At 60.6% G+C, this 20,923-nt stretch carries 22 protein-coding genes and 1 riboswitch; of the genes, 10 read left to right on the top strand and 12 right to left on the bottom strand.

The annotated features are described in order from the left end of the window. Window positions 1–57: 57 nt before the first annotated feature. The 4 genes from HZ99_RS24470 to rpoE form a co-directional block, all read right to left on the bottom strand. Window positions 58–1,491, bottom strand: coding sequence for a DegQ family serine endoprotease (locus tag HZ99_RS24470; RefSeq protein WP_038446654.1), 1,434 nt, complete (start codon window positions 1,489–1,491; stop codon window positions 58–60). A 252-nt stretch (window positions 1,492–1,743) separates the two neighbouring features. Further along, window positions 1,744–2,700 (bottom strand): MucB/RseB C-terminal domain-containing protein, encoded by a 957-nt coding sequence (locus HZ99_RS24465; protein WP_038446652.1) that lies wholly within the window; start codon window positions 2,698–2,700, stop codon window positions 1,744–1,746. Window positions 2,701–2,716: 16 nt separating this feature from the next. Then, the gene (locus HZ99_RS24460) at window positions 2,717–3,304 is read right to left on the bottom strand and encodes a sigma-E factor negative regulatory protein (RefSeq protein ID WP_038446651.1); all 588 of its coding nucleotides are present in this window, start codon (window positions 3,302–3,304) and stop codon (window positions 2,717–2,719) included. Between the two features lie 32 nt (window positions 3,305–3,336). After that, window positions 3,337–3,918, bottom strand: coding sequence for an RNA polymerase sigma factor RpoE (gene rpoE, locus HZ99_RS24455; RefSeq protein ID WP_003172477.1), 582 nt, complete (start codon window positions 3,916–3,918; stop codon window positions 3,337–3,339). Window positions 3,919–4,388: 470 nt separating this feature from the next. Between rpoE and nadB the strand changes: the two genes are divergently transcribed. Then, window positions 4,389–6,005 carry an L-aspartate oxidase gene (nadB, locus tag HZ99_RS24450; RefSeq protein WP_038446650.1) on the top strand — a complete coding sequence of 539 codons (1,617 nt, stop codon included), beginning with the start codon at window positions 4,389–4,391 and terminating at the stop codon, window positions 6,003–6,005. Here nadB and HZ99_RS24445 read toward each other — a convergent pair. Both HZ99_RS24445 and HZ99_RS24440 read right to left on the bottom strand, forming a co-directional pair. Then, window positions 5,974–6,426, bottom strand: coding sequence for a hypothetical protein (locus HZ99_RS24445; protein WP_038446649.1), 453 nt, complete (start codon window positions 6,424–6,426; stop codon window positions 5,974–5,976). The two genes, nadB and HZ99_RS24445, sit on opposite strands and share 32 nt — an antisense overlap. After that, a complete protein-coding gene (locus HZ99_RS24440; protein ID WP_038446647.1) occupies window positions 6,410–6,664 on the bottom strand; it encodes a succinate dehydrogenase assembly factor 2 in 255 nt (84 codons plus the stop codon). The genes HZ99_RS24445 and HZ99_RS24440 overlap by 17 nt, the downstream gene beginning before the upstream one ends. Window positions 6,665–6,801: 137 nt before the next feature. Here HZ99_RS24440 and HZ99_RS24435 point away from each other — a divergent pair, with 137 nt between their 5' ends. Together HZ99_RS24435 and HZ99_RS24430 are read left to right on the top strand one after the other, a co-directional pair. Continuing rightward, complete coding sequence (locus HZ99_RS24435) at window positions 6,802–7,743, top strand: YgfZ/GcvT domain-containing protein (RefSeq protein ID WP_038446646.1); 942 nt, start codon at window positions 6,802–6,804, stop codon at window positions 7,741–7,743. A 36-nt stretch (window positions 7,744–7,779) separates the two neighbouring features. Continuing rightward, the gene (locus HZ99_RS24430; protein ID WP_038446644.1) at window positions 7,780–8,601 is read left to right on the top strand and encodes an HDOD domain-containing protein; all 822 of its coding nucleotides are present in this window, start codon (window positions 7,780–7,782) and stop codon (window positions 8,599–8,601) included. Window positions 8,602–8,696: 95 nt separating this feature from the next. Here HZ99_RS24430 and HZ99_RS24425 read toward each other — a convergent pair whose 3' ends face one another. Then, the gene (locus HZ99_RS24425) at window positions 8,697–10,082 is read right to left on the bottom strand and encodes a sensor histidine kinase (protein ID WP_038446642.1); all 1,386 of its coding nucleotides are present in this window, start codon (window positions 10,080–10,082) and stop codon (window positions 8,697–8,699) included. Continuing rightward, window positions 10,075–10,746, bottom strand: a complete 672-nt coding sequence (locus HZ99_RS24420; protein ID WP_038446640.1) for a response regulator — start codon at window positions 10,744–10,746, stop codon at window positions 10,075–10,077. Before HZ99_RS24420 ends, HZ99_RS24425 begins: the two co-directional genes overlap by 8 nt. Before the next feature lie 246 nt (window positions 10,747–10,992). Between HZ99_RS24420 and HZ99_RS24415 the strand changes: the two genes are divergently transcribed. From HZ99_RS24415 to HZ99_RS24395, 5 genes are read left to right on the top strand one after another with little or no spacing between them, the layout of a single operon-like run. Further along, window positions 10,993–12,285 (top strand): OprD family porin, encoded by a 1,293-nt coding sequence (locus tag HZ99_RS24415; RefSeq protein WP_038446639.1) that lies wholly within the window; start codon window positions 10,993–10,995, stop codon window positions 12,283–12,285. A 44-nt stretch (window positions 12,286–12,329) separates the two neighbouring features. After that, entirely contained in the window at window positions 12,330–13,313 is a 984-nt protein-coding gene (locus HZ99_RS24410; protein WP_038446638.1) for a Bug family tripartite tricarboxylate transporter substrate binding protein, read from the top strand. A gap of 60 nt (window positions 13,314–13,373) precedes the next feature. Further along, on the top strand, window positions 13,374–13,832 hold the full coding sequence (locus HZ99_RS24405; RefSeq protein WP_038446637.1) for a tripartite tricarboxylate transporter TctB family protein: 459 nt from the start codon (window positions 13,374–13,376) through the stop codon (window positions 13,830–13,832). 1 nt (window position 13,833) lies between these two features. Then, window positions 13,834–15,348: a tripartite tricarboxylate transporter permease gene (locus tag HZ99_RS24400; protein ID WP_038446635.1), complete on the top strand. Its 1,515-nt coding sequence runs from the start codon at window positions 13,834–13,836 to the stop codon at window positions 15,346–15,348. Continuing rightward, window positions 15,341–16,378, top strand: a complete 1,038-nt coding sequence (locus tag HZ99_RS24395) for an AbrB family transcriptional regulator (RefSeq protein ID WP_038446634.1) — start codon at window positions 15,341–15,343, stop codon at window positions 16,376–16,378. Before HZ99_RS24400 ends, HZ99_RS24395 begins: the two co-directional genes overlap by 8 nt. A 103-nt stretch (window positions 16,379–16,481) precedes the next feature. Here HZ99_RS24395 and ung read toward each other — a convergent pair whose 3' ends face one another. After that, a complete protein-coding gene (ung, locus tag HZ99_RS24390) occupies window positions 16,482–17,177 on the bottom strand; it encodes a uracil-DNA glycosylase (protein WP_162473206.1) in 696 nt (231 codons plus the stop codon). Window positions 17,178–17,310: 133 nt separating this feature from the next. On the opposite strand from ung, the gene HZ99_RS24385 reads away from it, so the two are divergent. Next, a complete protein-coding gene (locus tag HZ99_RS24385) occupies window positions 17,311–18,423 on the top strand; it encodes an enoyl-CoA hydratase/isomerase family protein (RefSeq protein ID WP_038446631.1) in 1,113 nt (370 codons plus the stop codon). A gap of 23 nt (window positions 18,424–18,446) precedes the next feature. Here HZ99_RS24385 and HZ99_RS24380 read toward each other — a convergent pair whose 3' ends face one another. Genes HZ99_RS24380 through HZ99_RS29320 form a run of 3 tightly spaced genes read right to left on the bottom strand, consistent with a single transcriptional unit; the run spans window position 18,447 to window position 19,378 of the window. Then, window positions 18,447–18,875, bottom strand: a complete 429-nt coding sequence (locus HZ99_RS24380; protein WP_038446629.1) for a DUF3757 domain-containing protein — start codon at window positions 18,873–18,875, stop codon at window positions 18,447–18,449. Window positions 18,876–18,921: 46 nt separating this feature from the next. Next, window positions 18,922–19,101: a hypothetical protein gene (locus tag HZ99_RS28910; protein WP_038446628.1), complete on the bottom strand. Its 180-nt coding sequence runs from the start codon at window positions 19,099–19,101 to the stop codon at window positions 18,922–18,924. Then, window positions 19,019–19,378 carry a hypothetical protein gene (locus tag HZ99_RS29320; protein ID WP_080727753.1) on the bottom strand — a complete coding sequence of 120 codons (360 nt, stop codon included), beginning with the start codon at window positions 19,376–19,378 and terminating at the stop codon, window positions 19,019–19,021. Before HZ99_RS29320 ends, HZ99_RS28910 begins: the two co-directional genes overlap by 83 nt. A gap of 313 nt (window positions 19,379–19,691) precedes the next feature. After that, window positions 19,692–19,792: riboswitch (guanidine-I (ykkC/yxkD leader) on the top strand. Between the two features lie 61 nt (window positions 19,793–19,853). Here HZ99_RS29320 and HZ99_RS24370 point away from each other — a divergent pair. Further along, the gene (locus HZ99_RS24370) at window positions 19,854–20,921 is read left to right on the top strand and encodes a putative urea ABC transporter substrate-binding protein (protein ID WP_038446626.1); all 1,068 of its coding nucleotides are present in this window, start codon (window positions 19,854–19,856) and stop codon (window positions 20,919–20,921) included. Window positions 20,922–20,923 lie beyond the last annotated feature (2 nt).

The raw sequence follows: 20,923 nt of genomic DNA, 5'->3' as shown, positions 1-20,923 counted from the left end.
AAAAACCCCGCCCTCGATTATCGAGAGCGGGGTTTTTATTGACCCGCAGCTAACGTTTTACTCAGCCAGCTTGAAGGTGATGAAGCTGGCACGCCCTTGACGCAGGACTCGCATCGACACCGAGCGATTCTTCGGCAGCGCCTTGGCGATGTCGGTGAATTCCTTGGTGGAGTTGATGGCCTGGTTGTTCAAGTGGGTAATCACGTCACCCGGCTGCAGGCCGATCAGGGCAGCTGGACCGTCCTGGACTTCCTTGATTACCACACCGCTCTTGAGGTCGAAGCTCTTCTTCTGCTCGTCAGTCAACTCGACCACGGCGATGCCCAGGCGATTACTGCTGCGCTCGGCACCGGACTTGCCACCCAGCGCGCCCAGCTCCTGGCCTTCCTCTGGGATGGCACCCACGGTCAACTCGACATTCTGGCGCTTGCCCTCGCGGATCACTTCCAGCTTGGCCTTGCTGCCAGCCTTGAGCGCACCGACCAAGTGCGGCAGATCGGCCGACATGACAATCGGCTGGCCGTTCATGCTCAGGATCACATCGCCAACCTGCAGGCCGCCTTTGGCAGCCGGGCCGTCATCCTGAATCTGCGCGACCAGGGCACCGGCTGGCTTGTCGAGACCAAAAGATTCGGCCAGGTCTTTGTTCACTTCCTGAATCACCACGCCCAACCAGCCACGGCTGACCTTGCCACCTGCTTTCAACTGGTTGGAAACATCCATGGCCACATCAATCGGGATAGCGAAGGAGACACCCATGAAACCACCGGAACGGGTGTAGATCTGCGAGTTGATCCCCACCACCTCACCCGCCAGGTTGAACAGCGGACCGCCCGAGTTACCCGGGTTGATCGGCACGTCGGTCTGGATGAACGGCACGTAGTTCTCGTTCGGCAGGCTGCGGCCGATGGCGCTGACGATACCTTGGGTCACGGTATGGTCGAAGCCAAACGGCGAGCCGATAGCCACCACCCATTGCCCAGCCTTCAGGTCCTGGGATTTGCCCAGTTTCAACACGGGCAGATCCTTGCCTTCGATCTTCAGCAAGGCCACGTCAGAGCGTGGATCGGTGCCGACCAGCTTGGCCTTGAGCTCACTGCGATCAGCCAGGCGCACGAGGATTTCGTCGGCGTCGGCGATCACATGATTATTGGTCAGGATGTAGCCGTCAGGCGAAATGATAAAGCCCGAGCCCAGGGATTGGGCTTCACGCTGACCGCCACCGCCACGGGGCGAACGTGGCTGGGGCATGCCACGCTCGAAGAACTCCCGCAGCATTGGCGGCAGGCCTTCAAGGTCAGGCATCTGCTGGTTCGAGACTTTACGATCCGGCAGCTTCTGGGTGGTACTGATGTTCACCACGGCAGGAGAAGCCTGCTCCACCAGTTGGGTGAAGTCAGGCAACTCCGCCGCTTGCGCGGAAACGGCCTGACCCAGCACCAGCACCGTGGCGACTATGGATAGGTAAGATTTCAAACGTGGTATCGACATACAGCTCCCGTTACGACGAGCAGGGTTGGGCGACAGGGTTCAATAAACGCCGAAGACTACTATTCCCGGCGTCAATATTCCGTAAACAACACAAGGCCAGAGCCGAGGAGTTCTGACCTATAAAAAACATAGGGAGATTTTGCAAGTGAAAATACTCTCCAGGCATTTCATGTTCTCGACAAAAGAACAAGGCAGTCATCGCCTGTCTCCTGCAGCACTGTGAACGATCTGGATGAGCATAGGATTAACGACTCACGGTTTTTCGGGCGCCGGACCGCTGCGAACAGAGAGGGCTATCCGCTCAGCGGTGCCCATCGGAATCTCACCGACAACCGTCACGACAATATCGCCTTGAGGCGTGCTCATGCGGCGCGACACCGCAACCGTAGGCCCAAGCTGAACACGGCTTTCGGGCGCAACCTCGCCCGTTACAGGCTCAAGGAACAGTGAAAAGCGTGCGAGCCCGTCCTCATACATCAAACTGTTTACAACCACCCGGGTCTTGGGATCCTTGCGCGCGTCACTGCGGGTCAACTCGAACCCTGGCGGCAACCATTGCGGGTACCAAGGCTGGACCGGGTCCGCCACCTCTGAAGTCTTGTTGCTGGACGGTGCCAATGGCTTGCAGTCGCTGCCCGGCTGCAGATCACGCTCATCAGGGATTGTGGTCTTCAGTTGAGTGAACTGGAACCGCTCCAGCAATTGCCCCTTATCGTTAATCAGCAGCGACTTGAGCGGCAGTGCGGTTTCACGGTCCAGGTGCAACTCAAATCCGTAGCGATACTGGTCTCGCGGGGTCAACGATACAATCACCGCACTACGACCGGCCACAAGCGATTTTCCGCTGACGGCAATCTCGTAAAAAGCATTGAGTTTTTGTGGGTCGAATTTGGGGGCGGAAGCGCCTGGGGAGTTATCGACGCCGGTCGCGAAGCTGCCGGTGGCACATTGGATGCGCCCATCGATACGGACAAATTCCTGGGCCGATCCATCGAGCTGTAGCAAGCGCTCATGAACCTGACCATTCTGGACCCTATGCCAGATTTCATGGGTAGAAAAACTACCGTTACGCTCGTAGATAAACGTGCCTTGGTAGCTCTGCTGCTCTGCCCGCCCTAGACGTTTCAGCCAATCCTGGCCTTCATCGGCTTGGGCAGGAACTACAAACCAGCCACTGAGCAAAAGCGTAAGGAGCGGTATGGCACGCATAAGGCTCCTTAGCGGTTTAGCGGTTTTCCAGGTTTGCAGCACGAGCGTAAGGCAATGCAGTTTCAGTGCCTTTTACCGCCGACTCCTGAGCGTGCTGGCGCAGATAACCTGGCAGACGCTGGTCCTGCCAGCCAGATTGCCCTTGAAGCACACCATTGGCCATCGGACCGGTTGCGTCGGAGCCTTCCTTATAGCCAGCCAGAACGGCTGGGCCCTTGACCTGCGGACCGGCCATGACCGGCTGTTGGGTCTGCTGAGCCAGTTCAGCACCGGCGATCTCGTCCTGGTTGTACAGGCGAACACCAGCCAACACCGCCACAGTCACCGAGGCAGCCACTGCCAGGCGTCCCAGGCTGCGCCATGGGCCACGCGCAGCTTTTGCCGGAACGGCTTCATCGGCCAGCGCAGCAGAAACGGCCGCAGCAATATCCAGACGAGGGATTAGTAGATCCTTGTGCATCACCGCCCGAGCGACTTGGTAACGAGACCAGGTATCACGGGTTTCGGCGTCATCAAATGCGTTGAGCACTCGACGAAGTTCCAGTTCATCCGCTTCGTTATCCATCACTGCGGACAGCGATTCCTGCAGGGCATCACGACTCATGGCGGTTCCTCTCTTGGCTGTCGCCGCTGTCTTTAGTTTTCCTGCAACAACGGTTGCAGGGCTTTATCGATGGCTTCCCGAGCCCGGAAAATCCGGGAGCGTACGGTCCCCACCGGACATTGCATGACACTGGCAATGTCCTCGTAACTCAGACCATCGAATTCACGTAAAGTTAACGCCGTACGCAAATCTTCTGGCAGTTGCTGAATAGTGCGGTGAACAGTGCCTTCGATCTCGTCGCGCAGCAATGCACGCTCCGGCGACTCGAGATCCTTGAGGCCGTGATCACCATCGTAAAATTCTGCATCTTCCGAACTCACATCACTATCTGGCGGGCGGCGCCCGCGAGACACCAGATAGTTCTTCGCCGTGTTGATGGCGATCCGGTACAGCCACGTGTAGAACGCACTGTCACCGCGAAAATTACCGAGAGCACGGTAAGCCTTGATAAAGGCTTCCTGTGCAACGTCCTGCGCTTCATGGGTGTCGTGCACAAACCGCACGATCAACCCGAGAATTTTGTGCTGGTATTTCAGCACTAGCAGATCAAATGCGCGCTTGTCACCGCGCTGAACGCGCTCGACCAGCTGCTGATCCTCTTCCTGGGTTAGCATGAACACTCCTCGTTGTACTTGAAGGAGGCTTGCATAACTAAACGATCAGGCTTGCAAACATAGACTAGGACTTTTCGCAAAAGTTCTCCCCCTTCAAGCAAGTTTCCGGTGGGCTCTGTTTTGGCACACACGAAAAACGCAGCGCGGGCATAGCCGGCTGCGTGAATAATCTTGTCGCCGGTTTTCTGACGCTCCCATGCTCCAGGCCAATCAGTAAAACCAACGCTTTCCCAGCTTTCGGGCATCCTGTTATGGAGTCGGGGGTGATGCAAAAGTTCCCATCTCGATACCGGAGCGCCTCATCAAAGCCGTGCAGTTCGTTCACCGTAGTCTCACAATGCCACGAATGCCCGACTATTGTGCCGATAGCCCCCTCTATATACTAGTGGGCCGTGTGCCCCCTTTGATTCGCCGATCCAGGCGTCCTGTTTGCGCCACTCCTTCGGATCGCTTGTTGCGGAATCCCATAAATGAGCCAACAGTTTCAACACGATGTCCTGGTGATTGGTAGCGGCGCCGCAGGCTTGAGCCTTGCACTGACCCTGCCGAGCCATCTGCGCATAGCCGTACTGAGCAAGGGCGACCTGGCCAACGGGTCGACGTTCTGGGCCCAGGGTGGAGTTGCCGCCGTACTGGATGACACTGACACGGTGCAATCCCACGTTGAAGACACCCTCAACGCCGGCGGCGGCCTGTGCAATGAAGAAGCGGTGCGCTTCACCGTCGAACACAGCCGCGAAGCCATCCAGTGGCTGATCGACCAGGGCGTGCCATTCACCCGCGATGAACATGCCGGCAGTGATGACGGTGGCTTCGAGTTCCACCTGACCCGCGAAGGCGGCCATAGCCACCGACGTATCATTCATGCCGCCGACGCGACTGGCGCCGCAATCTTCAAGACCCTGCTTGCACAGGCCCGGCAACGGCCAAATATCGAATTGCTGGAACAACGGGTCGCCGTCGACCTGATCACCGAAAAACGCCTGGGCCTGGCCGGCGAGCGTTGCCTGGGGGCTTATGTCCTCAACCGCACCAGCGGCGAAGTCGATACCTACGGCGCACGCTTCACCATCCTGGCCTCAGGTGGTGCCGCTAAAGTCTACCTCTACACCAGCAACCCCGATGGCGCCTGCGGGGATGGGATCGCCATGGCCTGGCGTTCGGGTTGCCGGGTGGCGAACCTGGAGTTCAACCAGTTCCACCCCACCTGCCTGTATCACCCCCAGGCCAAGAGTTTCCTGATCACTGAAGCGCTGCGGGGCGAAGGCGCGCACCTGAAACTGCCCAATGGCGAGCGCTTCATGCAGCGCTTCGACCCGCGCGCCGAGCTGGCACCACGGGATATCGTCGCCCGCGCCATCGACCATGAAATGAAGCGCCTGGGCATCGATTGCGTCTACCTCGACATCAGCCACAAGCCCGCCGACTTCATCAAGACCCACTTCCCGACGGTCTACGAACGCTGCCTGGCCTTCAATATCGATATCACCAAAGGGCCGATCCCGGTGGTCCCGGCGGCGCATTACACCTGTGGCGGGGTGATGGTCGACCAGCATGGCCGCACTGACGTACCTGGCCTGTATGCCATCGGCGAGACCAGCTTCACCGGCCTGCACGGCGCCAACCGCATGGCCAGCAACTCGCTGCTCGAATGTTTCGTCTACGCCCGCTCTGCCGCCGCCGACATCCTGGAACAACTGCCGCGCACCCCGGTGCCCGCTGCCCTGCCCCGCTGGGATGCCAGCCAGGTCACCGACTCGGACGAAGACGTGATCATCGCCCACAACTGGGACGAGCTACGGCGCTTCATGTGGGACTACGTGGGGATCGTGCGTACCAACAAGCGCTTGGCGCGAGCACAGCACCGGGTTCGATTGCTGCTCGACGAAATCGATGAGTTCTACAGCAACTACAAGGTTAGCCGCGATCTGATCGAGCTGCGCAACCTGGCCCAGGTTGCCGAGTTGATGATCCGCTCGGCCATGGAACGCAAGGAAAGCCGGGGTTTGCATTACACCCTCGACTACCCGCAAATGCTGCCAGAGGCTCTCGACACTATATTGGTGCCAGCCACCTACGGCGGCTGAACTTCAAGCGCACCCGCAGGCGCCGATGCATATCGGCAGCCTGCGAATCACGCGGCACGCACACTGATCGCACCCACCACTCCCCCGGCAACCGGTAGCGCAGCACTACGATCAATGGCAATGCCAGGCTGTCGGGACGCAACTGTACGGCGTGCCAGCCCCGAGCCACACTCCACAATTGCCAGCCATCGGCATTGCGCCGCAAGCCACGAACCGACGAAGGGTGAGTCAAGCGAATATGGCGCGGCAGCGTCCACAGGGCATGGGCCAGGCACACCAGGATAGCGAGTGCAGCCATCGAAAAAGGTACAGCCAGCAGGCATAGCGCCCCGAGGGCGAGCACCAGGGCGAGGAGATACGCCGCCAGCAACAGCCCGCAGGCCTGCCAGCGGCATTCGAAGCTGTTACTTGGGCTGGACACGATCCAGGATCATCCGGACCATGCGCTGCAGCTCTGGGTCCTGTGACTCGGCACGCTCCATGAACCAGCCGAACATGTCCTGGTCTTCGCAGGTCAGCAGCCTGACGTAGAGGTCGCGATCCACCTTATTGAGTGTCGCGTACACCTCCTTGGTGAACGGCACCAGCAACACATCCAACTCCAGCATGCCGCGACGGCTGTGCCAGTACAGGCGATTGATTTCTACATCTTCGACCATGGAGCGCTCCTCAAATAGGGCGCAAGTATACAGGCCCGCGCCCCTTGGAACAGTCGGCTTTGGTCGGGCTTATGAAACTACCCATTTGCCGGGCGCCCCTCTATGATGCACCCACGACTTTCCAACTGCGATGACCCATGGCTGACTCTGCTTTCTTCTGCCCCCTGTCCCACGAAGGCATCCTGGCCGTTCGCGGCGCTGACGCGGCCAAGTTCCTTCAGGGGCAACTGACCTGCAATCTCAACTACCTCAACGACACCCACGCCAGCCTCGGCGCGCGCTGTACCCAAAAGGGGCGCATGCAGTCGAGCTTTCGCATCGTGCTACAAGGTGACGGCGTGCTGCTGGCCATGGCCAGCGAACTGCTGGAGCCACAGCTGGCGGACCTGAAGAAATACGCCGTGTTTTCCAAGTCCAAGTTGACTGACGAAAGCCCCGCCTGGGCCCGCTTCGGCCTGGCTGGCGCCGATCAGGCAATCGCCAGCCTGGGCCTGGATCTGCCGGCCGAGACCGACAGCGTGGCACGCCATGAAGAACTGATCGCCATTCGCGTCTCCCCCGGCCGCGCCGAACTCTGGGCGCCCGCCGCGCAAGCCGACAGCCTGCGCAGTCAACTGACTGCGACACTCGCTGAAGGCGACCTCAATGACTGGCTGCTCGGGCAGGTCCGCGCTGGCATCGGCCAGGTCATGGCCCAGACTCGCGAGCTATTCATCCCGCAGATGCTCAACCTGCAAGCGGTCGGCGGTGTGAGCTTCAAGAAAGGCTGCTACACCGGCCAGGAAATCGTCGCCCGCATGCAATACCTGGGCAAACTCAAGCGGCGCCTATACCGCCTGAGCCTGGAGGGCACTGAGTTGCCCGAGCCTGGCACCCCCCTGTTTGCCCCCAGCCACAACAGTGCCATCGGTGAGGTGGTAATTGCCGCCCGGGCCGACGAGGGGATTGAACTTCTGGCGGTACTGCAAGCCGAAGCTGCCGACAGTGGCGATATACATCTAGGTACGCTGGAAGGCCCAGGCCTCAAGTTGCTGGAGCTGCCCTACCAACTGGATCGTGATCGCGAGATCCAGCGTTAATCGCCACACCCTTGTGCAGCACCCTAGAGAGCATGAATGAACAAACTGGCGGAGAAAGTCCAACAGGCGTTGGTGATGGCCATCGACAACGATGACCTGGTTCTGCCCACGTTACCGGAAGTGGCCCTGAAAATTCGTCAGGCCGCCGAAGACCCAGAAGTCAGTATCAGCCATTTGAGCAAAGTCATCAGTCGCGACACCGCCCTGACGGCGCGGCTGATCAAGGTCGTCAACAGCCCGCTGTTGCGGGCATCCCAGGAAGTGACTGACCTGCACACCGCCATCACCCGCCTGGGCACCAACTACAGCAGCAACCTGGCGATTGGCCTGGTGATGGAGCAGATATTCCACGCCCGCTCCGATGTCGTCGAACAAAAAATGCGCGAAGTCTGGCGCCGCAGCCTTGAAGTCGCGGGTGTCTGCTATGTCTTGTGCCGCAACCACAGTCAGCTCAAACCCGACCAGGCGGCGCTCGGCGGGCTGGTCCATCAGATCGGCGTGCTGCCAATCCTGACCTATGCCGAGGATCACTATGAACTGCTCTCCGATCCGGTCAGCCTCAACCACGTGATCGATAGCATCCACCCGTTGCTGGGGGACAAACTGCTGCGGGGCTGGGACTTCCCGGAAATGCTGGTGAATGTACCGGCGCATTACCAGAATCTTGAGCGCCATTCGGCCAGCCTGGACTACGTCGACCTGGTGCAAATAGCCGTGTTGTACTGCCACAAGAACACCCGCCATCCGCTGGCCAACGCTGCGCTGTCGAACTTGCCGGCGTTCAAAAAGCTGCGTCTCGACGAGCTCAATGAAGCAGTGCGCACCGAGCTGGACGAAGCACGCTCGATGTTCTATTAACGCCTCTTGTAGGAGCCCGCTTGCGGGCGATAGCAAGCTCAGCTACCGACGCAAGGCCAGCCAGGCCGCCATCGCTGGCAAGCCAGCGCCCACATTTAGCCGGCGATAAAGCTCACCCGCACCTTGAGCCCTCTCAACTCGCCGTCGTGCAGGCTGATCTGGGCCAGGTGTGCGCGGCAGATTTCGCCGACAATCGCCAAGCCAAGGCCTGAACCCGCACCCTGCTGGTTGCGCCGATAGAAGCGCTCGAACACCCGGTCCCGCTCGTCCTGGGGAATGCCCGGGCCATCATCTTCCACTTCCAACACCGCCGGCGCCGTGACCCGCAGGATCACATTGCCGCCCGACGGCGTGTGTGCCAGGGCGTTATCCACCAGGTTGCTCAACAGCTCGTTCAGCAACGTCGGTTCGCCCCGCAACCACACCGGCTCATCCGCCTCCAATGCCAGCGCCACGCCCCGCGCATGCGCCAAAGGCGCCATGGCCATGCCCAACTCGCGGGCCAACTGACTAAGGTCCAGCAACTGCGCGCCACCTTCGGCAATCGCTCGTGCGCCGTTTTCGATGCGCGCCAGGGACAGCAATTGATTGGCCAGGTGCGTCAAGCGATCCGTGCCTTGCGCCGCCGTTTCCAGGGTACTGCGCCAGATCGCCGGCTCTTCGGCGCGCAGGCCCAACTCCAGTCGAGCCTTGAGTGCGGCCAGCGGGGTGCGCAGTTCGTGGGAAGCGTCGGCAATAAACTGGGCCTGGCGCTCGAACTGCCCACGCAAGCGTTCGGTAAAGTGGTTTAACGCCCGTACCAGCGGCCCGAATTCGTGCTGCACTTCAACCAGCGGCAGCGGCCGCAGATCATCCGGCTGGCGCTCTTCCACCGCGGTGCGCAAACGCTCCAGTGGGCGCAGCGCCGCGCTCACCGCAAACCACACCAGCAGCAAAGCACCAATCGCCAGCATTCCCAGGCGCAGCAGGGTGTCGGCCATCAGGCTGCGAGCCATGCTGACGCGGGCTTCGTCGGTTTCTGCGACGCGGATTTCTGCCATGCCATTCATGTTCGGCTCCGACACCGCCTTGAGCAGGCTCACCACCCGCACATTCTGGCCCTGGTAATTGGCATTATAAAAACGCGCCAGGGCCGGGTAATCGTCAGTGCGCGGCGTGCCGGGCGGCGGGCCCGGCAGGTGTTCGTAGCCGGAGATCAGCTTCTGGTGAATGTCATTGACCTGGTAGTAGATCCGCCCGGCACTGTCATAGGCGAAGGTATCCAATGCCACATAGGGCACATCGGCGCTGAGAGTGCCATCGCGCTGGGACAGGCCGGCGGCGATGGTCCGCGCCGAGGCCAGCAAGGTGCGGTCGTAGGCGGTGTCTGCTGCCTCGCGACCGTTCCAATAGGCGCTCAAGCCGCTGGCCAGCATCAGCACCACCAGCAACAACGCCAGGTTCCACAGCAGGCGCCAGCGCAGGCTGCTGTGCTTACGCATCGCGGGCTTCCAGCAGGTAGCCAAGGCCGCGGAAGGTGACAATGGCGACCGGCTGGCCATCGAGCTTCTTGCGCAAGCGGTGCACATAAATTTCGATGGCATCGGGGCTGGCCTCTTCATCCAAGCCAAACACCTGGGACGCCAACTGCTCCTTGCTCATGACCCGGCCAGGGCGGGCGATCAGCGCTTCGAGCACTGCCTGTTCGCGGGAAGTCAGTGTCAGCAACTCATTGCCGAGAGTGAAACGCCGGGTTTCCACGTCATACACCAGCACGCCACAGGTCTGCTGCCGTTCACCACCCAGTACGCTGCGGCGCAACAGGGCCTTGACCCTGGCCTCCAGCTCAGTCAGTTCAAAGGGTTTGGCCAGATAGTCATCGGCGCCCAGGTTAAGGCCATGGACCCGGTCCTTTACATCGCTGCGGGCGGTGAGCATCAACACCGGCAGGTTTTTCCCACGGGCCCGCAAGCGCGCCAGCACCTCGAAACCATCCATACGCGGCAACCCCACATCAAGGATCGCCACCGCGTACTCCTCGCTGCTCAAGGCCAGGTCCGCCGCCACGCCATCGTGCAAGACATCCACCGTCAACCCCGTGCTCTTGAGCGCCTGGGCAACACTCTCGGCCAGTTGCAGATGGTCTTCGACGAGCAGGACACGCATGGATTTTTACCTCGTTAATGGGAAGCCGATGCCGCCCTGTGTTTACCAACCCGCGGCGCAGTTTACAGCCGCCACCTGTGCTGTGAAGCCCGAAAACATTGAAAGGGCGTTGAAAGGTTAGTGAAAGGTTCGCCCATTAGCATCCAGAAACGGACGGTTACACCTTCCGAGCTATTTGACCCATAGCGCCCGAAAAACGCCTCGAAGCGTTTTCGCCCCATAAGAACAATAACGGAGTGCATCACGATGCTGTCGACACAGCCCCAGGCCTGCCCGCCTGTTCGTTTTTCTCGCCTGACCCAGACCGCCCTCGCCAGTGCCGCTGCCCTTGCCGGCTTTTCGCCGCTCAGCCAGGCTGCCTTCTTCGAAGACAGTAGCGCGACCCTGGAAACCCGCAACATGTACTTCAACCGCGACTTTCGCGACGGCACCAGCGCGCAGCAATCCAAGCGCGATGAGTGGGCCCAGGGCTTCATGCTCAACCTGCAATCAGGCTACACCGACGGCACCGTCGGCTTTGGCGTGGATGCGCTGGGCATGCTCGGGGTCAAGCTCGACTCCAGCCCCGACCGCACCGGCAGCGGCCTGTTGCCGACCCACGATGACGGCCGCGCCGCTGACGAATACTCCAAGCTGGGCCTGACCGGCAAAGTGAAAATCTCTGCCACCGAGTTGAAAATCGGTGCGCTGATCCCTGAATTGCCCATCCTCAAGCCCAACGACGGGCGTATCCTGCCGCAGACCTTCAACGGCGGCCTGCTGACCTCCAAGGAATTCAAGAACCTGACGTTCACCGGCGGGCGCCTGGACAAGGCCAAGGATCGCGACGACAGCAACTACGAGGACATCGCCCTCAACAACAAGAACAGTCGCTTCCTCAGCGGGGCCACCGGCAAGCACTTCAACTTCGGCGGCGTTGACTATAAGTTCGCCGAGAAGGTCACCGGCAGCTACCACTTCGCCCAACTCGACGACGTATACCGCCAACACTTCCTCGGCCTGGTTGCCTCGCGCCCGATGGGGCCCGGCACCTTTGCCACCGACCTGCGCCTGGCCATCAGTGATGACACCGGCAGCGCGCGCGGCGGCAAAATTGATAACAAATCCCTCAACGGCATTTTCAGCTACGCCCTCAATGGCCATAAACTGAGCGCCGGCTACCAGCACATGTCTGGCGACAGCGCATTCCCGTATGTGGATGGCAGCGACCCCTACCTGGTCAACTTTGTGCAGATCAACGACTTTGCCGGTGCCGAAGAACGCTCCTGGCAGGCCCGCTACGACTACGACTTTGCCAAGCTGGGGATTCCCGGCCTGAGCTTCATGAGCCGCTACCTGTCCGGTGACAATATCCAGCTCAAGAACGGCGACACGGGCAAAGAATGGGAACGCAACACCGAAATCAAGTACGTGGTGCAGAGCGGCACGTTCAAGGACGTGGCCGTGCGCGTGCGTAACGCCACCTACCGCTCCAACTACTCGGCCCGGGACGCAGATGAAGTGCGCGTGCTGGTCAGTTACAGCGTCGCGCTGTGGTAACCCTGAAAGTCATATCCCCAATAACAACAATGACGGAGTTCCCCATGTCCTCACCCCTGCGTAAATTTGCCCTGGCCGCCGGCTGCATGCTGTTTGCCGGCCAACTGTTGGCTGCCGACGAACCCAAGCGCCCGGAATGCATCGCCCCAGCCTCGCCCGGCGGCGGTTTTGACCTGACCTGCAAGCTGGTGCAAAGCGCACTGGTCAACGAGAAACTGCTGAGCAAACCGATGCGCGTGACCTATATGCCAGGCGGCGTGGGTGCGGTGGCCTATAACGCAGTCGTGGCCCAGCGCCCAGCCGATGCCGGTACGCTGGTGGCCTGGTCCAGTGGTTCGCTGTTGAACCTGGCCCAGGGCAAGTTCGGGCGTTTTGATGAGACCAACGTGCGCTGGTTGGCCGCAGTCGGCACCAGCTACGGGGCCATTGCCGTGAAAACCGACTCGCCCTACAAAACCCTCGATGATCTGGTCCAGGCACTGAAGAAAGATCCGAGCAAAGTGGTGATTGGTTCCGGTGGCACCGTCGGCAGCCAGGACTGGATGCAAACCGCACTGATCGCCAAGGCCGCCGGGATCAACCCCCGTGACCTGCGTTACGTGGCGCTCGAAGGTGGCGGCGAAATCGCCACGGCCCTGCTGGGGGGTCATATTCAGGTAGGCAGTACCGACATCTCCGACTCCATGCCACACATCCAGAGCGGCGACATGCGCCTGTTGGCCGTGTTCGCCGAAAACCGCCTGGACGAGCCGGAAATGAAAGGTATTCCGACCGCCAGAGAGCAAGGCTACGACATCGTCTGGCCAGTGGTGCGCGGCTTCTACCTCGGGCCAAAGGTCAGCGATGAAGACTACGCCTGGTGGAAAGCCGCCTTCGACAAGCTGCTGGCCTCCGAGGACTTCGCCAAGCTGCGTGACCAGCGCGAACTGTTCCCGTTCGCCATGACTGGCCAGGAGCTGGACACCTACGTGAAGAAACAGGTGGCTGACTACAAAGTGCTGGCCAAAGAGTTCGGCCTGATCCAGTAACTGCCCCTCTGTCGCGCGGCCACGCCTTTGCTTGCAACAGGCGTGGCCCAGGAGTTTGCAATGCTCTTACAACGCATTTTCGCAGCCGTGCTGTTGCTGGCCTGTATCGGCCTGGCGCTGATGGCTTGGCCGTATCACGCGGCATTTTCCTACGAGCCTGTAGGGCCTCGGGCTTTCCCGCTGCTGTTGCTCGGGCTAATGGGCCTGGCGCTGGTCTACATGCTGATTCGCCCGCAGCCTACCAAGCATACGGACGATGAACCGGCGCTGGACCGCCCTACCCTGATCAAGATCGGTCTCTGCGTAGCCTTGCTGCTGGTGTTTGCCGGCACTTTCGAATCCCTGGGTTTCATTCTCAGCAGCATGCTGATCGGCATTCCGATGGCACGGCTGTATGGCGGCCGCTGGTTGCCTAGCGCGGTGATCATCACCTTGATGAGCGTCGGTCTTTATCTGCTGTTCGATAAAACCATGGACGTACCGTTGCCCCTCGGTCTGCTCGACGTTCTGGAGAACTGATATGGATACTTTTGGCTATTTGGGCCAGGGTTTCGGCGTCGCGCTGAGTCCCTATAACCTGGTGACCGCACTGTGCGGCACCCTGATCGGCACCGTGGTCGGCCTGTTGCCGGGCCTGGGCCCGATCAACGGCGTGGCGCTGTTGATCCCCATCGCCTTCGCCCTGGGACTGCCGCCGGAGTCGGCGCTGATCCTGCTCGCCGCCGTGTACCTGGGCTGCGAATATGGCGGGCGGATCAGCTCGATCCTGCTGAACATCCCGGGCGAAGCCTCCACCGTGATGACCACCCTCGACGGTTATCCGATGGCCCGTAAAGGCCTGGCTGGCGTGGCATTGTCACTGTCGGCCTGGAGCTCGTTCATCGGCGCGTTTATCGCCACCTGCGGCATGGTGCTGTTTGCACCGATGCTGGCCAAATGGGCGATTGCCTTCGGCCCCGCGGAATACTTCGTCCTGATGGTGTTTGCGATTGTCTGTCTGGGCGGTATGGCCGGTGATAAACCACTGAAAACCTTTGTCGCCGCATTGATTGGCCTGTTTCTGTCAGCGGTGGGCATCGATGCCAACAGTGGCGTGTACCGCTTTACTGGCGACAACATCCACCTGACCGACGGCATCCAGTTCGTGGTCCTGGTCCTGGGCCTGTTCTCCATCAGTGAAATCCTGCTGCTCCTGGAAAAAACCCACCGTGGCCAGGAAGCGGTGAAAGCCACCGGGCGCATGATGTTCAACGTCAAGGAAGCCTTGTCGGTGTTGACCGTGAACATCCGTTGCGGCATATCGGGCTTCATCATCGGTGTCTTGCCAGGTGCCGGCGCGACCATGGCATCGGCCGTGGCCTACATGACCGAGAAACGTATCGCGGGCAGCAGCGGCAAGTTCGGCCAAGGCGACATGCGCGGCCTGGCCGCTCCGGAAACGGCCATCGGCGCGTCGGTCTGCGGTGCCCTGGTGCCCATGCTGACGCTTGGCGTACCCGGCTCAGGCACCACGGCGGTGATGATCGGCGCCCTGTCGCTGTACAACATCACCCCTGGTCCACTGCTGTTCCAACAGCAGCCGGACATTGTCTGGGGCCTGATCGCCTCGCTGTTTATTGCCAACGTCATGCTGATCATCCTCAACATCCCGATGATCCGTATCTTCACCCGTATCCTCGCCGTGCCGAACTGGGCGCTGGTACCGGTGATCGCCATTATCACCGCCATTGGCGTCTACGCGGTCCACGCCACGACCTTCGACCTGTTCCTGATGATCGGCATCGGCATCTTCGGCTATATCCTGCGCAAGTTGGATTTCCCACTGTCGCCCTTGCTGCTGGGCTTTATCCTGGGCGGCTTGATGGAGCAGAACCTGCGCCGGGCGCTGTCGATTTCCAACGGTGCACTGGACATTCTGTGGTCGAGCCCGATCACCTTCGGTGTCTGGGTACTGACCGTCATCATGTTGCTCGTGCCATTGCTGCGCATCTGGCGCAAGCGCTCCCTGCAGCGTCGTGCTGTAGCCGATGTCTGAGGTCACCCTCAGACACTGGTGGGCAACACCGCTGGTCGGCCTGGCCGGCGGTTACCTGGCCAGCCTCGTCGGCTGGCCTTTGCCGTATATGGTCGGTTCGTTGCTGGCGATTATCCTGGTGCGCTGCCTGACGCCTTGGCAGTTGGCCGAGATTCCCGGCGGGCGCAAATGCGGCCAGTGGGTGGTGGGTATCGGCATCGGCCTGCACTTCACCCCGGTGGTGATCGAGCAGGTGATGAGCCACTTCGGCCTGATCTTCTTCGGTGCCCTGGTCACCAGCCTGTCGAGCATCGTCGGGGTGTGGTTGATGCGCCGCAGCGGTGAAGACCGCGCCACCGCGTTTTTCTCGAGCATGCCGGGAGGCTCCGGGGAGATGGTCAACCTGGGCGCGCGCAATGGTGCGGTGCTCAGTCGCGTGGCCGCCGGCCAGAGTCTGCGGGTGTTGCTGGTGGTGCTGTGCGTACCGGCGATCTTCAAGTATTTGCTGGGAGGCGGCGCGCCGCAGTTTCACCCGGCGCCCGTGAATTGGGCGTGGCTGGCCCTGCTGTTTCCCATCGGTGCCTTGGTCGCCTGGGGCTGGCAGCGCCTGCGCCAACCCAACCCCTGGCTGTTCGGGCCGTTGCTGGTCAGCGCCATCGCCAGCATCACCTGGGACCTGCACATCGGCCTGCCCGACGGCGGCAGCCAGATCGGCCAATGGTTGATCGGCAGCGGCCTGGGTTGCCACTTCAACCGGCAGTTTTTTCGCCGGGCGCCATCGTTCATGGGGCGCACCGTGATTGGCACGCTGCTGACCATGCTGATCGCCACGCTGGCGGCGGTGGGCTTGAGTGCGTTGACGCAGCTGGATCTACGCTCGCTGACGTTGGGCATGATGCCCGGTGGGATTGCGGAGATGAGCCTGACGGCTGAGACCCTGCAACTGTCCGTGCCGTTGGTGACGGCGATGCAGGTGATGCGGCTGCTGTTCGTGCTGTTTCTGGCAGAGCCATTATTCCGCCACTGGAACCGCCAGCCGGACACGGTCTAACTGTAGGAGCTGGCTTGCCTGCGATAGCGGGGTGTCAGTCAACAGAGATGTCAGCGGACAGTCAGTCATCGCAGGCAAGCCAGCTCCTACCGTGTGTTGAGCCTTAGATCGGCGGTAACCGCCACTCGATCGGCATCTCGCCATTTTGCTCAAGAAACTTGTTGGTGCGGCTGAAATGCCCGCAGCCCAAGAACCCGCGATACGCCGACAACGGCGACGGGTGCACCGAAGTCAGTACCAAATGTTTGGTCGCATCGATCAGCTTCTGCTTGCCCTGGGCATGGGCGCCCCACAGCAGGAACACCAGGTGCGGTTGGTGCTGGCTGACCACCTCGATAATCCTATCGGTAAAGAACTGCCAGCCCTTGCCCGCATGAGCATTGGCATTCGCACGCTCCACGGTCATGGTGGTGTTGAGCAGCAACACGCCCTGGTCGGCCCAGCTTTGCAGGCAGCCGTGGCTGGGGATGTCGATGTTGAGGTCGCGCTTGAGTTCTTTATAGATATTGACCAGCGACGGCGGTGTCGGCACGCCCGGTTGCACCGAGAAGCACAGGCCATGGGCCTGGCCCGGGCCGTGGTACGGGTCCTGGCCGAGGATCACCACCTTGACCTTGTCCAGCGGCGTGGAGTTGAGCGCATTGAAGATCAGCGGCCCCGGCGGGTAGATTTCCTTGCCCGCCGCATGCTCCTGGCGCAGGAACTCGCGCAGTTCAGTCATGTACGGCTGCTCGAACTCCTCGCGCAGGGCGTGTTTCCAGCTCGGTTCGAGTTTGATACGGTCGTCGGAAGTCATCAGAAAAACATCATGTAAAAAAAGAATGGGCGAACCCTAGGAAAGCCTACCCAACTTGTCAATTGATCTGACGCAGAACCGCCACTTTCCCACGAAGGGATCATACTCAACGTTCAAGTTACCGATTGAGGCCATGATGAACCTGCACTTCGAAGAGCTCACCGGCACAGGCGGCGCCCGTATTGGCATCGCCAGCCTGGACGCGGAAAAGTCCCTCAATGCCCTCTCCTTGCCGATGATCCTGGCCCTGGGCGAGCGCCTGGAGAGTTGGGCCAGAGATCCACAAATCGTCTGCGTGCTGCTGCGCGGCAACGGCCCCAAGGCATTTTGCGCCGGGGGTGAAGTGCGCAGTCTGGCGCAGGCCTGCCGTGAACACCCGGGTGAAGTGCCGGTGCTGGCCGCACAGTTTTTTGCCGCTGAATATCGTCTCGACTATCGCCTGCATACATACCCCAAACCGTTGATCTGCTGGGGCCACGGCTATGTGCTGGGCGGCGGTATGGGTTTGCTGCAAAGCGCCGCCATCCGCATCGTCACACCCAGCAGCCGCCTGGCCATGCCGGAAATCAGCATCGGCCTGTACCCGGATGTCGGCGCCAGTTGGTTCCTCTCGCGCCTGCCCGGCAAGCTCGGCCTGTTCCTGGGCCTCACCGGCGCCCATATGAATGGTCGTGACGCCCTGGACCTGGGCCTGGCCGACCGTTTCCTGCGGGATGAACAACAGGACGAAATGCTCGAAGGCCTGCTGCAGTTGAACTGGCAGGAGCAGACAGCGATGCAGCTAAACAGCTTGTTCAAGGCCCTGGCCCAGGAAGCCGTCAGCCAGCAGCCCGAGCCGCAGTGGGAACCGCGACGCCAGCAAATCGACGAATGGCTGGATGTAGGCGATGTACGCTGCGCCTGGCGTGCCTTGAGCCAACTGCGCGAGCATGACGACCCGCTGTTCAGTCGGGCCGGTAAGACCTTGAGTGAAGGTTCCCCGCTGAGCGCGTACCTGGTCTGGGAACAGATCCGACGGGCACGGCACTTGTCGCTGTCAGAGGTATTCCAGATGGAGTACACCTTGAGCCTCAATTGCTGCCGGCATCCGGAGTTCAGCGAAGGGGTCCGGGCACGCCTGATCGACAAGGATCAACAACCGCATTGGCATTGGCCGGACATCCACCGCATTCCCGAGGCCGTGGTCGAGGCGCACTTTCACAAGGCCTGGGAAGGGCGGCATCCGCTGGCAGACCTGTCCGATTTATGACAGGTCTAAGCCAACCGCGCCGGCTAGGATTTCGGGCTATCGAGGGTGAACGAGCAGTTGTCGGGCTGGCTGTCGGTACACACGTAGATGGCCTGGTCAAACGGCCCGCGGGCGGGCTCCCAATGGGTGGAATCGGTCAGCGACATACTGGACAACGCCTTGGACGCCTGGAACCTGAGGTTGACCCACTGGTTGTTGGCCGCCTTGTACGTGCAGTATTCCAAATGGCCTCGTTTGCGCTCCCCACCCTCGGGCGGAATGAAAACCGCGCCGACAAAGGTGTCGACAAAGCCTGGAAACTCGACTTTTGGGCTTTTCCAGTAGCCATTGTCACTTTGAAAGTGGCCGGCCTTGCGCTTGATCGACGAGGGGTACGGACAACCGAACTCTACGTTGGCATGAGCGATGGAAAAAACTCCGAGTAAAAATAGAATAAATGCCCGGCTGATCATGTGTCATTCCGATGGGTTACTGAGGTATTGCCACTCAGTAAAGTCCTTAAAAGGCACTTAATATAGCTGTTAAATATGACAGCATCGACAGACGGTCACCCACAAAAAACGGCGCATTACGCGCCGTTTCAAAAAAACCATGATTATCGGTGTCCGCCTCGGCCGCCTCCATGACCACCACCCCGGCCTTCTCCTCGGCCATGCCCACCATAGCCTCGATGATCACCCCAGCCCTGATTGGGATAGGGACGGTACCCCGCCCGTGGTCCGGCCTGATAGTAACGGGGCGCCGGCTGGTAATAACGCGGCGCCGGGTAGTAGCGTGGTGGCGGTGCGTAATAGCCGCGCCGGTACTGGTAAGACGGACCGCCGCCGTAGTAATAGACCGGCGCGGGCGCGGTATAGACTTCGGATCGGTAGTAGCTGGAACCTCCATCGTAGTAAGGCACGCAGGCAGAAAGGGTCAAACCGAGTACAGCGGTAAGGAGCAATCGACGATACATGGCGGCCTCCTGGACCGCGGAAGAGCACACACCAGCGACGCTGGGAGGCGTCAGACAGCTTTCACTGAATGACAGAGAATCAGACCTCAAAAACCGAATCTGGTGCGTTTCTGACATAGCTTGATACATGTACATCAAACAACCTTTCGCGCCATCACAGTGCAGTCGCGCACCACGACCACGCACAACACCCCCCTGACACCCCACTCCCCCGCCACGCGCCCCTTTAAAACGGCCCTTGCCTGACTTGGCACGACTCTCGCTTTACCTCTTCCCGTGCAGGAGTCATCACAGGTTCGCGGCACCACAATTTGCAATGGCTGACTAGGGTTCCGGCTCGCATGTGCGAGTGGCTGGTCCGAGAGTTGGCGACCTCCAGTTGAGGTTACACGGCGGGATAAAAGCCCGGGAGACAAGCCACCGTTCACGGTGCCGCGTTGTTCCTGTCCGCCCTTGACCAACTGGAGAAACATCCATGCCTTCGATACGTCTACCCGCCTTGCTCGCCGCTGCCTTCACTGTCCTGATGAGTGTGCAGGCTCCGGCTGCCTCCAAAGACCACTTCAGCGTGTGCTGGACCATTTACGCCGGCTGGATGCCCTGGGAGTACGCCGGCAGCCAAGGCATCCTCGACAAGTGGGCAAAGAAATACGCCATCAGCATCGAGATGGTGCAACTCAACGACTACGTCGAATCCATCAACCAATACACCGCCGGCCAGTTCGACGGTTGCACCATGACCAACATGGATGCCCTGACCATCCCCGCTGCCGGCGGTGTCGAGAGCACCGCGCTGGTGGTCAGCGACTTCTCCAACGGCAACGATGGCGTGGTGATCAAAGGCCAAGGCAAAACCGTCGCCGACCTCAAGGGCATGCACGTCAACCTGGTGGAGCTCTCCGTCTCCCACTACCTGCTGGCCCGGGCCCTGGACTCGGCCGGCCTGAGCGAAAAAGAGCTGAAAGTGGTGAACACCTCCGACGCTGATATTGCCGCGGCCTTCAACACCGATCAGGTACAAGCCGTCACCACCTGGAACCCGATGTTGTCTGAAATCAAGGCCAAGCCCGGGACCAGCCAAGTCTTCGACTCCAGCAAAGTGCCTGGCGAAATCATGGACATGATGGTGGTCAACACCCAGGTCCTCAAAGACAACCCCGCCCTGGGCAAGGCGCTGACCGGTGCCTGGTTCGAAGTAGTGGCGCTGATGAACGCCCAGACCGCAGCCGGCACCCGCGCCCTTGAGCACATGGCCAAGGCGTCCGGTACCGACCTCAAGGGGTTCCAGGCACAACTGGGCACTACCAAACTGTTCGCCACTCCCAGGGAAGCGCTCGACTTCGCCACCAGTGCGCAGTTGCCAGAGACCATGGGCAAAGTCGCCGAGTTTTCCTTTGCACACGGCCTGCTCGGCGAAGGTGCCCGGGACACCAATGCCGTGGGCATGACCTTCGCCAACGGCGTGACCCGCGGCGACACTGCCAACCTCAAGCTGCATTTCGACCCCGGCTACGTGCAGATGGCCGCCGACGGCACGCTGTAAGA

Source organism: Pseudomonas fluorescens (assembly GCF_000730425.1).
GTDB classification, from domain to species: Bacteria; Pseudomonadota; Gammaproteobacteria; order Pseudomonadales; family Pseudomonadaceae; genus Aquipseudomonas; species Aquipseudomonas fluorescens_X.
This window is presented reverse-complemented; position numbering and strand designations above follow the sequence as displayed.

Coding starts and splice junctions, on each gene's coding strand:
- HZ99_RS24470 (WP_038446654.1), bottom strand. CDS start 1,491: ATGTCGATACCACGTTTGAAATCTTACCTATCCATAGTCGCCACGGTG.
- HZ99_RS24465 (WP_038446652.1), bottom strand. CDS start 2,700: ATGCGTGCCATACCGCTCCTTACGCTTTTGCTCAGTGGCTGGTTTGTA.
- HZ99_RS24460 (WP_038446651.1), bottom strand. CDS start 3,304: ATGAGTCGTGATGCCCTGCAGGAATCGCTGTCCGCAGTGATGGATAAC.
- rpoE (WP_003172477.1), bottom strand. CDS start 3,918: ATGCTAACCCAGGAAGAGGATCAGCAGCTGGTCGAGCGCGTTCAGCGC.
- nadB (WP_038446650.1), top strand. CDS start 4,389: ATGAGCCAACAGTTTCAACACGATGTCCTGGTGATTGGTAGCGGCGCC.
- HZ99_RS24440 (WP_038446647.1), bottom strand. CDS start 6,664: ATGGTCGAAGATGTAGAAATCAATCGCCTGTACTGGCACAGCCGTCGC.
- HZ99_RS24435 (WP_038446646.1), top strand. CDS start 6,802: ATGGCTGACTCTGCTTTCTTCTGCCCCCTGTCCCACGAAGGCATCCTG.
- HZ99_RS24430 (WP_038446644.1), top strand. CDS start 7,780: ATGAACAAACTGGCGGAGAAAGTCCAACAGGCGTTGGTGATGGCCATC.
- HZ99_RS24425 (WP_038446642.1), bottom strand. CDS start 10,082: ATGCGTAAGCACAGCAGCCTGCGCTGGCGCCTGCTGTGGAACCTGGCG.
- HZ99_RS24420 (WP_038446640.1), bottom strand. CDS start 10,746: ATGCGTGTCCTGCTCGTCGAAGACCATCTGCAACTGGCCGAGAGTGTT.
- HZ99_RS24415 (WP_038446639.1), top strand. CDS start 10,993: ATGCTGTCGACACAGCCCCAGGCCTGCCCGCCTGTTCGTTTTTCTCGC.
- HZ99_RS24410 (WP_038446638.1), top strand. CDS start 12,330: ATGTCCTCACCCCTGCGTAAATTTGCCCTGGCCGCCGGCTGCATGCTG.
- HZ99_RS24405 (WP_038446637.1), top strand. CDS start 13,374: ATGCTCTTACAACGCATTTTCGCAGCCGTGCTGTTGCTGGCCTGTATC.
- HZ99_RS24400 (WP_038446635.1), top strand. CDS start 13,834: ATGGATACTTTTGGCTATTTGGGCCAGGGTTTCGGCGTCGCGCTGAGT.
- HZ99_RS24395 (WP_038446634.1), top strand. CDS start 15,341: ATGTCTGAGGTCACCCTCAGACACTGGTGGGCAACACCGCTGGTCGGC.
- HZ99_RS24385 (WP_038446631.1), top strand. CDS start 17,311: ATGAACCTGCACTTCGAAGAGCTCACCGGCACAGGCGGCGCCCGTATT.
- HZ99_RS24380 (WP_038446629.1), bottom strand. CDS start 18,875: ATGATCAGCCGGGCATTTATTCTATTTTTACTCGGAGTTTTTTCCATC.
- HZ99_RS29320 (WP_080727753.1), bottom strand. CDS start 19,378: ATGTATCGTCGATTGCTCCTTACCGCTGTACTCGGTTTGACCCTTTCT.
- HZ99_RS24370 (WP_038446626.1), top strand. CDS start 19,854: ATGCCTTCGATACGTCTACCCGCCTTGCTCGCCGCTGCCTTCACTGTC.